This window comes from Micromonospora arida, assembly GCF_003857035.1.
Classification (GTDB): domain Bacteria; phylum Actinomycetota; class Actinomycetes; order Mycobacteriales; family Micromonosporaceae; genus Micromonospora; species Micromonospora arida.
On sequence record NZ_QGSY01000130.1, the window covers coordinates 1 to 13,695 of the forward strand.

The window sequence follows — 13,695 nt, forward strand, 5'->3', positions numbered from 1 at the left end:
ACTGCCGGCCGGACAGCTCGACGACGGCCTCGACCGCACCGGCCGGGCTCCCTCGCGGGGAGCCCGGCCGGTGCGGTCGAGGCCGTCGTCGAGCTGTCCGGCCGGCAGTCGGGGGGTGCTGCGGCGGGAGAGGTACGCACGGCGCGACCGCGCTCCACGCGGGGCCGCCTGCTCAGCTCGGTAGGCGGCCCCGCGTGGAGACGAAGTGGTACGACATGACGGCGAACCCGGGGTCGCGGAGCAGCCGCCGGAATGCGTTCAGTTGCTGGGGCGACAGCCCAGCCGCCAGCAGGTCCGGTTCCAACTGGCGGGAGTTGGTCTCGTAGAGAGATGTTCCGGTCGACCCGCCGGGCCAGCTCTGCGAGTGGGTGATGGTGTCCAGGTCGGTCAGACCGGCGAGGGCCATCTCGGTGTGCACGTCCTGCGCCCAGCCCAGGTCGGCGCCGTGGTCCTCCAGGACACCCATCATGGCGTCCATGACCTGCGCGAAGAGCTTCGCGGCGTCGTCGCTGGGCGCGGTCAGCACCCGCTGGGGCGCGGTGCAGTCGAACTCCTCGACCACCAGCCACCCGCCGGGCGCCAGCGCTCCGGTGAGCGTGCGCAGGACCCGTCGTCGATCGGGGAGATGCAGCAGGACCAGCCGGGCGTGGATCAGGTCGAACGCGTCCCCGGGTGGCGGTTCGGTGCGCACGTCGTGCTGGCGTACGTGCAGGTTGCCCTCGGCCACCAGGTGTGTGGGGTCGATGTCGGTGGCCAGCACGTGCCCGTCGTCGCCGACCGCGCGGGCCATCCGCCGGGCCATCGAGCCGCCACCCGCCCCGACCTCCCAGCAGGTCGCGCCCGGCTCCAGCACCGGGCGGGCCAGCCGCCGCGTCGTGATCGGGTCCAGGAAGGACTCCAGCGCGTGCATCTGGGGAACGGCGTCCGGTGCGCCGTTGTCGAACGTGTACGTGTCATCGCTCGTAGCGGTTGTCATCGGTGTCTACCTCTCCGTGAAGGGTCGGGTGACTACGGGGTGTCGGCCCAGAGTCGAGGGGTCGATCGGTTGGCCGGGGGCGGCGCAACGGCGGCGACGCTCACCATCGCCGCCAGTGGGGCCGGATCGCGGCGGGCCTCCGCGGTCGGCCGGTCGTAGACCACTCGGCCGTACTCCAGCACCGCCACCCGGTCCGCGAGCTCGATGGCGTGCTGGAGTTGCTGCTCCACGAGCAGCACGGTCAGGCCGTCGGCGGCGAGAGCGTTGACGAGTTCGCGGACCCGCGCCGCGAGATCGGGTGAGAGCCCTTCACATGGTTCGTCGAGCAGCAGCACCCGGGGTTGACCGAGCAACGCACGGGCTATCGCCAGCATCTGCTGCTCGCCGCCGGAAAGTTCGCAGCCGCGGTGTCGCAGCCGTACCGCCAGCCTCGGCAGCAGTTCCAGGGTCCGGGCGACAGTCCAGCCCTCGCCGCCGGAGGTGCGGGCCCGCCACGGCGCGGCCGCCAGGTGCAGGTGCTCGGCCACTGTCAACCGGGAGAAGACCCGTCGGCCCTGCGGGACGAGACCGACGCCGGACTGGGCGATGCGATGTGGTTGCCGGCCGGCGACGTGCATGCCGCCGATCTCGATGCGACCGCTGGACGCGCGAACCAGCCCGGCGATGGTGTGTACGAGCGTGCTCTTGCCCGCCCCGTTGCGGCCCACCACGGCCTGGATGCTGCCCGGACGTACCCGGAGGCTGACCTCGTGCAGGACGATTCCCCCGCCGTAGCCGGCGCAGAGACGATCCACAGTGAGCATCAGGCCACCCCGTCGGCGTAGGCCTGCCGCACCAGCGGCGAGGTACGGATCTCGTCCGGTGTGCCGGCGGCCAACGTCTGACCGTCGCGCAGCACCGTGACCGTGTCGGAGAGGGCGTACACCAGGTCCAGTCGGTGTTCGACCAGCAAAACGGCGACCGCCCGGGGTAGCGCCTGGAGCAACTCGACCAGTCGGCCGACCTCGATGGCGGACAGCCCGGCCGCCGGTTCGTCGAGGAGCAGCAGGCGGGGGCGACCGGCCAGGGCCATCGCGATCTCCAACTGGCGTCGTTGCCCGTGCGCGAGGTGCCCGGCGGGCACCGCCGCGACGGCGGTGAGTCCCATCTGGTCCAGCAGTGGGCCGGCCGTGCGCTGCGCGGCGCGTCGGCGTCCGCCCGGCCACCACCGGCGGCGTGGGACGACCCGGGGCAGCGCGGCCACCACGACGTTCTCCGTCGCGGTGAGCGTCGGAAAGACCGCGGGTCGTTGGTGGATGCGGTTGATGCCCCGCCGGGCTCGGGCCGCCGGGCCGAGCCGACCGACGTCCCGTCCGTCGAACCGCACCGTGCCGCGTTGCGGCCTGGTGGACCCGCCGAGCACGTTGAGCAGGGTCGTCTTGCCGGCCCCGTTCGGGCCGATCAACGCGTGCCGCTGGCCGTCGTGGATGCGCAGGTCCACGCCGTCGAGTGCGGCGAGCGAGCCGTACCGCACGCTGATCTCCTGGGCTTCCAGCAGGCCGGTCATCGGTGCAGCTCCGCAACGGTGGCCTGCTCGTGGAGGGCTGGCTGGTCCGGCTGTAGCGCCGGGGCGCCCGGCGGGCGCAGCCGACCCCGGGCCCGGTTGACGCCGGTGGGCAGCAGGTAGACCGTCGCCACGAACAGCGCGCCCAGCACCAGTGGCGCGTGGCCGGGCAGCACCCCGAACAGCCAGTCCCGGACGGCGATGACCAACGCCGCGCCCACCAGGGCGCCGCCCACCGAGGCGGTGCCCCCGATGACGACACCGAGCAGCAGCAGCGCGGAGGTGTCGAAGCCGAAGTCGGCAGGGGAGATGTACTGCTGGGCGACGACCAGGAGCGAGCCGGCGGCACCGGCGATCGCCCCGGCGGCGATGTGCGCGCCGGACAGGTGCAGCGCCACCCGGTGACCGCTGGCCCGCAACCGCGTCTCGTCGTCGCGGCCGGCACGCAACACCAACCCGGCCCGGGTACGCAGCAGCACCAGCACCGCGCCGACCAGCGTGGCCACGACGACCAGGGCGTACAGGTAACGGGCCTGATCGTCGGCCAGGGCCGGGAGCCCCCAGAACGGGCGGACCGCGGGGATGCCGGCCAACCCGTCCGTGCCACCGGTCACCGACCGCCACCGCCCGAGGACGATGACGACGAGTTCGCCGATCGCCAGGGTGATCATCAGGACGATCACCCCTCGGGCGTGCACGACGAGCGGCACGGTGAGCGCGGCCAGCAGGGCCCCGGCGGCCGCTGCGACGGCGAGTTGCACGACGCCGACGTCGGAGACCCGGCTGCCGACCACGGCGCACGCGTAGGCGCCCGCCGCGTACGGTGCGGTCTGACCGAGGGTGGGCATGCCGGCGACGCCGGTGAGCAGGGCCACGCTCACCCCGACCAGGGCCAGCGCCAGCGTCCGGGAGAGGATCGCCGTGGTGTAGTCGTCGACCACCCAGGGCGCCACGACCAGGCCGACCAGGACGAGCGCCGCGATGCCGCCCCGAACTCGCCGGATCACCTCTCCTCTCATGCCGCCCTCCACCTGCCGGCCAGGCCACGCGCCCGCACGGCCAGCACGGCCGCCATGGCGGCGAACAGCAGAAACGGCGCGGCGGACGGCAGCAACGCCACTCCCAGCGTCTGGATCTCGCCGATCGCGAGCGCGGCCAGCAGGGTGCCTGCCATCGACCCGAGACCACCGAGGACGACCACCACCAGGGAGAGCAGCAGCACCGTGTCGGCGGTGCCCGTGCCGGGGCCGATGATGGGCGCGCCCAGGACCCCGGCCGCGCCGGCCAGCGCACCGGCGGCGGCGAGCACACCGGCCCGGATCCGCGCCGGACTCACGCCCAGACAGGCGACCATCTCCGGGTCGTCGACGGCTGCCCGGACCAGCATCCCGGCCCTGGTGCGTCGCACGACCAGGTAGAGGGCGGCGGCGAGCACGGCCGCGACGACAATGAACACCAACCGGTACGCGGCGTAGCGGTGACCGGCGACCAGCACCGACCCTTCCAGGGCTGCGGGCACCTGGACCTGCGGGTTGTCGGGTCCGAAGCCGGCGACGAGCAGGCTGCCGCCGGCCAGCGCCACCCCGAACGTCAGCAGCGCCTGACTCAGGTGATTGCCGGTGGCGACCGGTGTGAGCAGGCCGGCCAGGAGCACCCCCGCCGCGGCGGCGGCCAGCACACCGACGGCGAGGGCCAACGCCAGGCTCGCCCAGCCTCCGTCGAGCAGCGCCGCGGCGGTGTACCCGCCGATGGCGTAGAGCAGGCCGTGCGCCAGGTTGAGGATGTTGGCGACGCCGAAGCAGAAGACCAGGCCGGACGCGGCGACGAACACGAGCAGCCCGTAGGCGACTCCGTCCAACGCCGGGATCAGGTACGGGTCGATCCGGTTCGTGCCGGCCGCCACCGCTATCACCGGCCGACGGTCGCGAGGTCGCCCACGACGGTGTTGGACAGCGCCCGGCCGTCCTGGCGGACCTGCCGCAGGTACCACTTCTGCACGGGGGAGTGCGTGGTGGTGGAGAACTGCCAGGTGCCGCGCGGGCTGGCGATCTGGCCGAGTTGGCCGATGGCCGTGTTGATGGCCTCGGGGGTCGGGTCGTTTCCGGCGGCGCCGATCGCCCGGTCCAGCACCGCCGCCGCGTCGTACGAGGCCAGCGCGTAGGTCGTCGGCGAACCGTCGTGCTTCGCCTTCCACGCGGCCACGAAGGCGCGGTTCTCCGCGTTGTCGAGGTCGGGCGAGTAGTTGAGCACCGAGTAGATGTCTCGGGCGGCCTCGCCCTGCGCGTTGAGCACCCCGCCCTCGGTGAGGAACCCGGCCGCGTACAGGGGGATGTCCTTGATTTCGGACTGCGCGTACTGCTTCACGAAGTCCACGGCGGCGCTGCCGGCGTAGAAGGTGTAGACGGCTGCCGCGCCGGAGGCCTTGATGCGGGCGAAGTACGGGAGGAAGTTGGTGGTGGCCGGGAACGGCGTGAAGGTCGTCTTGCCGTCGGCGTTCGCGAGCTTCCCGCCGATCTTGCCGAACGCGTCGGTGAAGCCGCGCAGCTCGTCCCAACCGCCTTGGTAGTCCGGGCCGATCGCGTACACGGAGCCCTTCACGTTGTCGCGGACGTGCTGGGCGATCGCCGCCCCTGGCTCGTCGGAGAGGTACGAGGTGTGCCAGACCCGGGAGACGTCCTTGAGTTCCGGCCGGCCGTTGGAGCCGACCAGTGGCACCTTGGTCTCGTTGAGCAGGGGGGTGACACCGGCGACCGAGCCGCCACCGACGATGCCGGTGAGCGCGGACACCCGGTCCTGCTTGAGCAGCTTGGTCGCCGCCGGGACAGCGGTCTGGGCGCCGTTGCCCTCGTCCGCGACGACGAGGTCGACCTGCCGGCCGCCCAACTTGCCGTCGTGGGTGTCCAGGTAGAGCTGGAAGCCGTCGCGGATCTCCGTACCGACGGCCTGGTACGTCCCGGACAGCGACGCGAGCAGGCCGATCTTTATCGAGCCGCCGGCGCTCGTGCCCGCAGCGTCGTCGCCGCAGGCCGTGCTGGTGGTCAGCACGGCGGCGAGCAGCGCGGCGGTGAGGGCACGGCTGCGCCAAGGCGTGGTGAGAGGCATGTCTGACTCCAGAGGAAGGGGAAGGGGTCTCCGGCGTGGGGGCGCCGGGATGGTCAGCGGCTGCGGGCGAGTGCCGCTCGGGCAGCGGGGGTCAGCGCGTCCCCGATGCGGTTGGCCAGCTCGGTCATCTCGTAGGAGACCTTGCCCACGTCACACTCGGGCGCGGCGAGCACCAGCAGCGAGGCGCCGTCGTTGAAGGCCATGGAGAACATGAACCCGCCCTCGAGCTGGGTGACGTTGGAGATCACCGTGCCGGCGTCGAAGAAGGCCGCCGCCCCCCGCAGCAGGCTGACCAGCCCGCTACCCGTGGCGGCCAACTGGTCGGCCCGGTCCGGTGGCAGGTCGCGGGTGGCGGCCACCATCAGGCCGTCGCTGGAAATGGCGATCGCGTGGCTGACCTCGGTCGCGCGCGCCGCGAAGTTGTCCAGCAGCCAGCCGAGATCCTGTTGGTCGGTCACGTGCTCTCCTGTCGCGTCACTTGTTGCCGAGGTTGATCGGGGTGCGCCGTCGGTTCGCCACGCCCCGCGCGTACGCGGCCATCGCCGTCGCCACCTGCGCCGGGTCGCGGTACTCGGACCGTTGCTGCTGCTGGGGCACTGTCACACCGCCGGGCACGAGGTGCCGTTGCGGCTGTCGTTTGGGCAGGCCGGAGTTGGTGGTCGTGGCGACCTCGGGGGTGTGCGCCTGGGCGGCCGTACGCCAGGCGTCGTCGGCGGGGCTGGACCACTGCTGGCCGTTCTGGCCGTTCGGGCCGTCGACGACGTCGTTCTGGAACCAGTGGTTGACCTGTTCGAAGATGAGCAGCTCCTCGGTGGGCGCGTCACCCCGGTCCGGGGGTGGGGGAGCCGGTCGGAAGACCGGCGCGGCCGGCAGGGTCCGTTCGGCCGGCGGGCGTCCGGCGGTGGGTTCGGGACGCGGCTGGTACGGCGGCGGAGGGTTGGGCGTCCGCGCTGCCCGCCGCGACAGCCGGCCGGGTGCGAGCAGGTACTCCTCCGGTGGCAGCGACCGGATGATCGCCGCGGGCAGTGTCGCCTCGGCGAGGATGCCGCGTCGGGGGCCGCGTCGCAGTTGGACGGTGGCGCCCAGCCGGGCCGCGAGCTGGCCCACGACGACCAGCCCCATCGCCCGTACGGCGGCCACGTCGATGGCCGGTGGGCGGGCCAGCAGCTCGTTGAGTTGCTGCATCCGCTGCGCGGACAGCCCCACACCTTCGTCGCTGATCTGGACGATGACGCGGTCTCCCAGGCTCCGGCCGCTCACCCAGGTCTCGCTGCCCGGCGGCGAGTACGTCGTGGCGTTGTCCATGAGTTCGGCGAGCATGTGCACGACCTCGTCGACGGTCTTGGCGGCCACCGCGACGTCTCCGTCGATCATGCCGAGCCGGACCCGCGCGTAGTGCTCGATCTGGGACAGCGCTGCCTGGAGCACCTGTTGTAGCGGAACGTCGCGCTGGCGTACGCGACCCACGCCGACGCCGCCGAGCACCAGCAGGCTGGCGTTGATCCGGCCCATCCGGGTCGCCAGGTTGTCCAGTGTGTACAGCTGGTCGAGCCGGTCGGGGTCGGTCTCGTCCCGCTCGACCAGGTCGACCTGGGCCAGGACGGCGTCGACCAGTCGCTGTTCGCGGCGGCTCAGGTGGATGAAGATGTCGGCGGTGTTGGCACGCATGACGGCCTGTTCGGCGGCGGTCCGTACGGCGGCCTGGTGCACGGCGCTGAACGCCTGACCCAGTTCGCCGATCTCGTCGTCGCTGGACGGTTCGAGGGCGGCACTGGACTGCTGGTGGGCCAGCTTCTGTGGGTCGACGGTGGCGCTGCCGGGCTGTTGGAGCTGGGCCACCACGGCGGGCAGCTGTTCGAAGGCGACGGCGTTGGCGGCGTCCCGTAGCCGGCGCAGCCGCCGGGTGATCTGCCGTGCGACGGCCCAGGTCACCAACGCGGTCAGGATCAGGGCCAGGAGGACGCTGGCCGCCTCGGCCACGGCCCGGCGGCGCTGGTCGGCGTGCGCGGCCCGAACGTCGTCGCGGACCGCGCCGTCGACCCGGGCGCGCAGGTCGGCCAGCCGGGCGGCGCGCGTCTGGGTGGTGGACACCCAGGCGTCGGTCTCCAGTTTCAGTTGCGACCCCGGCTGGGCCCGGGACACCTCGTCCTGCATCCGTTGCAGGGCGAGCGCCTCCTTGCCGGTGCCGGCCTGCTCCCACCAGATGCTCCAGTCGGGTGGGGCCAGGGCCAGGAACGACAGGCTCGACTCGGTGTAGCTGGTGCGGGCGGCGGTGATGTCCTGCTGCATGGCCGGGGTCAGTTCGCCGCCCGCGACGGCGCGCAGCACGGCCACCTGCTGTTGACCGATGGCCTCGGCCGTCTTCGACAGCGCCGCCGAGGCCCGGATCCCGTCGGCGAGCGGGGCGTCCACCACGCCGTGTGAGACGTTCTCCCGGAAGTTGATGAGGTCGGCGATCGCGATGCGGTAGCTGAAGGTCATCGCGGACACCGACGCGTGCGTGGCGGTGCGCACCTGGGTGCGCAGCGGGGCGAGGCCGTCCAGAGCCGCGTCGATGCGCCGCAGCAGAGCCGAGCTGGTGCCGTTGTCGGTGGACAGCCGGTCACGCTGCCCGCGGTAGCGGGCGACGGCGTCATCGGTGGCGGCCATCTCCACGCCGAAGGCGTCCTGCTGCTCCGGGCGGGCATAGGTGAGCAGGTCGGCGGCGGCGATCCGTTCGCGTTGCAGCCGGTAGGCCAGGTCGCCGGCCTCGGCACCGACCTGCGCCAGGATCCGCAGGTCGCTGGCCCGGGCCGTCTGGCGTGCGCTCTCGGTCAGTGCGAGACCGGCGAAGCCGATCACGGCGACGAGCGGGGCCGCGACGATGAGCCGCATCCGGCCGGCAATCTTCCAACCGCGTCGACGGGTCGGGTAGGGTCTGGCCGCGTGGGACCGGGTGCTCGACGCCAAGATTGACTCCCACGACTCGTCGATGACGGTCTATACGCACGTTGCCGAATGCAAGTCCCATTCGGCCGGAAGCCGCGCTCGTAGACCAGACCTGGCCGTGGTACAAACTGCCCGTACCAGCATCTGTACCCAACGTCAGCGACCGGTGACGCCCCGGGGTCGGGCCGGATTCGTCGGGTCAGCGCTGGTTGTCGAGGGGTTCGGCCGACGGGTGCCGCCGCTCCGGTTCATCCGCTTCGGGTTGACCGTTGAGCACCTGGCCGATCAGCTCACGTAGTTCGTCGATCGCGTCCACCACGGCGCCCGGGTCGCGCGCGTCACGCCGTCCACGCTGACGCGGCACCTGCCGATCCAGTCGAGCCGGTTCCGGCGCGCGGGGGCCTCGACGACCGTCGGCCGCCAACTGCTCGGTCGCGACCTGCGGCCACAGTGCGGCCAGTCGGCCGCCGGTGCCGAGCACGTCGTCGCAGCGCAGCGCGAACTCGTGACTGCCGAACCGGCGACCCGACTCGACCGCCGCGACCGTCTCCCGGCTGAACCGCACCAGGTCCGCCAGGGCTCGTTGGGTCAGGCCCCGTTGGACGCGGCAGTCGCGCAACTCCCGTCGGAACCGCTGGCTGGCCGCGGAGTGAGCCGAGCTCGACGGGGACGTGTGCTCCATGCGCTCACCTTCGTGGAACGGACATTCAGCGGCGGACGCCAGATCGAGATTGGCCGATGAGCTGAACATTTACAGAGGGCAATTCTTAACCCAGGACACGATGGGTGTGAAGACGTTCACCGGTATGGATCGTCGGGAAAGGCGGGAAAGGTGCGTGCCGGACCCGGTGCCGGCGCTGAGGCGCACCGGGTGGAACGGGTCGGCGCCGGCCTCACTCCACCCTCGACCCGTCCGCAGGTCAGCACCGCTGGCGTCCGTACGCGCTCAGGCGGCGCGCACTTCGGCCGTCGCGCCATCCCGTACCGCCAGCACGCCCGCGGGTGCCGGAACGTCGATTATCGCGAGCAGCGTGCGGTGCGCACGAAATGCGACATTGGGTTTGTACGAGCGGTGTTGCTCCGGTGACAGCCTCAGCCCGGGAATAGCTTCGGCGAGTCGGCTGAGGGCGATTCCGGCCTCAAGTCGCGCCAATCCCGCGCCGATGCAGAAATGTGGACCGTGGCCGAACGACAGGTGATTGCCCACATCGGCCCGGTGTGGGTCGAACCGGTCCGGGTCATGGAACGCCGCCGGGTCCCGGTTCGCGGCTCCGATCAACAGCAGGCAACGCGCCCCGGCGGGGATCGTCACCGCCCCCACTGTGACATCTCGGGTGGTCACTCGCAGCCAGCCGTCGATGGCGGGCGCGAACCGCAGCGTCTCGCCCACGAAGGCGGGGACCAGCCCCGGGTCCGCGGTGATCGCCGACCAGCGCTGGGGAGCGGACAGGGCCTGGTCGAGGGTGTGCGCGAGCAACCCGGCGGTGGTCTCGTGGCCCGCGACCAGGAGGTTGAAGGCAAGGCTCGCCACCTCGGGCACCGTCAGCACGCTGTCGTCGTCGTCCCGGTAGTCCAGGGCACGGCTGATGAAGTCCTCGCCCCGGTGTCCACTGTCCAGCCGCTGGCGGACCAGGTCTTCGCAGTAGTGCCAGAACTCCAGCAGGCCCTGGGCCAGGCGTACCTGCTCGGCCGGGTCCGGCTGCCCCCAGATGAGGGCGATCTGGCCGTCCGCCCAACTCCGGATGCGCCCGATGTCGGCGTCGGGCACCCCGAGGATGTCCAGGACCACCAGCAGGGGAAGCTCGGTCGCGAACTCCGGGATCAGGTCGACCTGATCACCCTGGCGGGCGGCGAGACGGGACACCAACTGGTCGACGCGGCGTCGGACGATCTCCCCGTACTCGGCCTCGACCCGCTCGGCGGTGTTCGCGAAGGTCGCCCGTAGGGCCCGGCGGGTGCGCGGGTGCGCCGGTGGGTCCGCGGCGGCCGTCGTGGGTGGCGCGTCGAGCTGCATGATCACGTTCAGTGCCGGTGGACACACCTCGTAGACCGGGGCGAGGGTGAGGGCGTTGGCGAATGTCGTGGCGTCGGCGAGAGCCCGCCGGACGTGTGCGTGCCGGCTGATCAACCACAGGCCCAGATCCTCGGCGTAGTGCACTCCGTCGGGATCGTCGAGAATGCGCCGCCACATGCTTGCCGGATCGGTGAGATAGAGCCCGGTGAACGGATTCAACCGCATGGAAAGCCTCCTGATGCACGCGGCGCGAAACCGGCAGCGCCCCCATTTGGCGATCCACTTCAGCCGGGCCGATAATGGCGTGCATCTGCCTCTGGCTCTTTACGGTGCGCTGGCCGGCCGTGCAAGTCAAGATTGGTGCCTGTCTATTTATTGCCCGGCATGATTGCGTGTTGCAACAGCGGAGCGAACCTGGCCAGATGCAAGTTGCGGCGCGGTCCTTGCCTTGAAGTCGACCCGGCCGGATGGTGCAATCAACTCGCCGCTTTCGCTCATGACCGGGGAAACGACCCCCGAGACGACGAGTGACGCCGAAGTCCGGTCACCGACCGCGACGGAAGGCGCCGGCGCTGACGGAAGGGGCCGAGCCCCGGGTGGGCGGAGCCGGCCCGCGACACATTCGATGCGTCGCGGGGGTCCCGGCCCACGCCGGAACCCCCGCGCTTCTTTCTGTCGGAACGGCCCGGTCAGCGCGCAGCGGTCAGGGTGCCCATGGGGCGGCGATGTTCCAGGTGCTGTCGGCGGTCCACGACGTCGGCGTGTTGTACGCGTCGCCGCCGGCGCCGTTGCTGAGCCAGACCTCCGCGTTGTAGTGCCGCAGGTACCTACCTCGGAAGTTGTACGACTCCAACGACACGCCGGTGCCGGTCAGCCCGGTTCGGGCGCACCAGGTGGCGTCGGCGCGCAGCAGCGCTGAGCCGTCGTCCGGCGAGTTGCGGACCCGGGAGTTCTGGTGGCGCAGGTACTGCCCGGGGAAGTTGACCGACTCGAACGAGTAGCAACCGGCACCGGCCAGGCCGGGCCGGACGGTGTACGTGGCGTCGGCCTTGAGCAGGCTGGAACTCGCGGCGTCGACCACCTCCGTGTAGGCCAGGCTGTCCTGGTGGCGTAGGTAGCGGTTGGTGAAGCCGGGCGTGGTCACCTGCAACGACCGGCGGGTGTTGACGGGCAGGGCGACGGGCGCCGAACTGCCGATGGCCTTCGAGGCGTTGATCAGGGCGGTGTTGGCGGCGCGTACCCGCGCCTGGTCCATCTTGATCACCTGTCGGTCGTAGGTGAGGAACCCGTTCAGCTCGCCCTCCAGGTCGGTGATCTCGGTGTAGATCGAGGCGCTGAGACCCTTGCCGAGCATCAGGTTCTGGGTGCCCTGCACCAGCCCCACGTACCGGTCGGTGAGGGCGTTGGAGCTGGACTGCCACTCGTACGCGAAGAAGCTGCCGCTGGGGCTGTACTCGTGGCCCGGCGTGTGCAGGCCCAGACCGCCGAACTCACCGAGCACCGCTATCCGGCTGCTCGACGGTACGGGCGAGTCCGGGCCGAGGTAGACGTGCCAGTCGTCGATGTCGCCGTTGCCGGGGTTGCCGAGGGACTGGCAGCAGTTGTGGCCGCTGTGCGGGTTGACCAGACGTGTCGGGTCCTGATTCTTGATGTTCTGTGCGACGCGTCGGGTGTCGGCGAGGGACCGCTCGCCCCAGCCCTCGTTGTAGGGCGTGTACGCGATCACGGCGGGTGAGCTGCGGTGCTCGTCGACGATCTCGCGTGCCTCGGCCTCGAACTGCGCCTGCTGGGCGTCGGTGGGGTTGACGTCCTGTGCCGTCAGCGACGGGATGTCCTGCCAGACCAGCAGGCCGAGCCGGTCGGCGTGGTAGAACCAGCGCTGCGGCTCGACCTTGATGTGCTTGCGCACCATGTTGAAGCCCAGGTCCTTGTGTTTCTGCAGGTCGAAGGCGAGGGCGGCGTCGGTGGGCGCGGTGTAGAGCCCGTCCGGCCAGAAGCCCTGGTCGAGGGTGCCGACCTGGAACACGAACTGGCCGTTGAGCTTGGGACGCAGCACCCCGTTGACCAGGCCGGTGGTGATCTCCCGCATCCCGAAGTAGTGCGTGGTCCGGTCCACTGTGGCGCCGGTGGCGCCGCGCAGGGTCACCCGGAGGTTGTAGAGGAACGGGTCGTCGGGTGACCAGCGGCGGGCGTTGGGCACCGGCACGCTGAAGTCGGTGAAGCCGCCGGTGGCCGAGCCGACCACGGTGGCGCCGTTCAGCGCCTCGGCGAGCACGCTGTGGCCGCTCACGTCGCCCCGGGTGAAGACCCGGACCCGCAGGGTGTTGTTGCTCAGGTTCGGGTAGACGTCCACGCTGCTGATCGAGGCGGCGGGCACCGGCTCCATCCACACCGTCTGCCAGATGCCGGAGCTGGGGGTGTAGAAGATCCCGCCAGGTGTCTTGGTCTGCTTGCCGATGGCGGGCAGGCTGCCGTTCTGCCGGGTGTCGGTGGGATCCCAGACCTTGACGACGATCTCGTTCGTCCCGGTGGTGAGCTGGGGCGTCACGTCGAAGGTGAAGGCGTCGTAGCCGCCGGTGTGCGCGCCGACCCGGACACCGTTGACCCAGACGGTGCTCTGCCAGTCGACGGCGCCGAAGTGCAGCAGGGTGCGCCGACCCGACCAGTTCGCCGGGATGGTGACCGTGCGTCGGTAGAACAGGTAGTTGCGGTTGTCGTTGGCGGCGCGCTGAATGCCGGACAGGGCGCTCTCCACCGGGAAGGGCACGTTGACCCGCTCGGGCAGGTTGGTGCCGAACTGCGGGGCGTCGTCGGTCGTCGACTGGCGTAGCTGCCACTCGCCGTTGAGGTTGAGCCAGTCCGGCCGCGTCATCTGGGGTCGCGGATACTCGGGCAGTGGTGTGCCGGCCAGCGCCTGGCTGGTCCAGGGGGTGCTCAGTGGCGGCGTCTTGGCCGGTGCGGCGTACGCCGACGAGGCGGGCGCGACGAGAACGCCGGCGACCAGGGCGATGGCGAGCAGCAGTGGCAGGGCGGGGCGGATGGGGACGTGACGTGTCATGCCGTCTCCGGGGGAGGAGTCGCCGCGGGCGGTGCAGCCAGGCCCGAAGCGCGTGGGTGGTGGGCATCGGGTGG

Annotated in this window: 11 protein-coding genes; all 11 read right to left on the reverse strand. The window is 71.3% G+C overall.

Translation table 11 applies throughout. The features are described from left to right. Nucleotides 1–172: 172 nt before the first annotated feature. Entirely contained in the window at nucleotides 173–976 is an 804-nt protein-coding gene (locus DLJ58_RS07370) for a class I SAM-dependent methyltransferase (RefSeq protein ID WP_124854453.1), read from the reverse strand. A 32-nt stretch (nucleotides 977–1,008) separates the two neighbouring features. After that, nucleotides 1,009–1,779, reverse strand: a complete 771-nt coding sequence (locus DLJ58_RS07375; RefSeq protein WP_124854454.1) for an ABC transporter ATP-binding protein — start codon at nucleotides 1,777–1,779, stop codon at nucleotides 1,009–1,011. Continuing rightward, on the reverse strand, nucleotides 1,779–2,522 hold the full coding sequence (locus tag DLJ58_RS07380; protein WP_124854455.1) for an ABC transporter ATP-binding protein: 744 nt from the start codon (nucleotides 2,520–2,522) through the stop codon (nucleotides 1,779–1,781). The genes DLJ58_RS07375 and DLJ58_RS07380 overlap by 1 nt, the downstream gene beginning before the upstream one ends. Continuing rightward, complete coding sequence (locus DLJ58_RS07385) at nucleotides 2,519–3,538, reverse strand: branched-chain amino acid ABC transporter permease (protein ID WP_124854456.1); 1,020 nt, start codon at nucleotides 3,536–3,538, stop codon at nucleotides 2,519–2,521. Before DLJ58_RS07385 ends, DLJ58_RS07380 begins: the two co-directional genes overlap by 4 nt. Continuing rightward, nucleotides 3,535–4,431, reverse strand: a complete 897-nt coding sequence (locus DLJ58_RS07390) for a branched-chain amino acid ABC transporter permease (protein ID WP_124854457.1) — start codon at nucleotides 4,429–4,431, stop codon at nucleotides 3,535–3,537. Before DLJ58_RS07390 ends, DLJ58_RS07385 begins: the two co-directional genes overlap by 4 nt. Beyond that, entirely contained in the window at nucleotides 4,428–5,621 is a 1,194-nt protein-coding gene (locus DLJ58_RS07395; RefSeq protein WP_124854458.1) for an ABC transporter substrate-binding protein, read from the reverse strand. Before DLJ58_RS07395 ends, DLJ58_RS07390 begins: the two co-directional genes overlap by 4 nt. A 53-nt stretch (nucleotides 5,622–5,674) precedes the next feature. Beyond that, nucleotides 5,675–6,079: a roadblock/LC7 domain-containing protein gene (locus tag DLJ58_RS07400; RefSeq protein ID WP_124854459.1), complete on the reverse strand. Its 405-nt coding sequence runs from the start codon at nucleotides 6,077–6,079 to the stop codon at nucleotides 5,675–5,677. Nucleotides 6,080–6,095: 16 nt separating this feature from the next. After that, the gene (locus DLJ58_RS07405) at nucleotides 6,096–8,495 is read right to left on the reverse strand and encodes a sensor histidine kinase (RefSeq protein WP_124854460.1); all 2,400 of its coding nucleotides are present in this window, start codon (nucleotides 8,493–8,495) and stop codon (nucleotides 6,096–6,098) included. A gap of 253 nt (nucleotides 8,496–8,748) precedes the next feature. Next, nucleotides 8,749–9,231 (reverse strand): helix-turn-helix transcriptional regulator, encoded by a 483-nt coding sequence (locus tag DLJ58_RS07410; RefSeq protein WP_158629556.1) that lies wholly within the window; start codon nucleotides 9,229–9,231, stop codon nucleotides 8,749–8,751. A gap of 264 nt (nucleotides 9,232–9,495) precedes the next feature. Continuing rightward, entirely contained in the window at nucleotides 9,496–10,788 is a 1,293-nt protein-coding gene (locus DLJ58_RS07415) for a cytochrome P450 (RefSeq protein WP_124854462.1), read from the reverse strand. Nucleotides 10,789–11,266: 478 nt separating this feature from the next. Next, on the reverse strand, nucleotides 11,267–13,621 hold the full coding sequence (locus DLJ58_RS07420) for an AbfB domain-containing protein (RefSeq protein ID WP_124854463.1): 2,355 nt from the start codon (nucleotides 13,619–13,621) through the stop codon (nucleotides 11,267–11,269). Nucleotides 13,622–13,695: the final 74 nt, after the last annotated feature.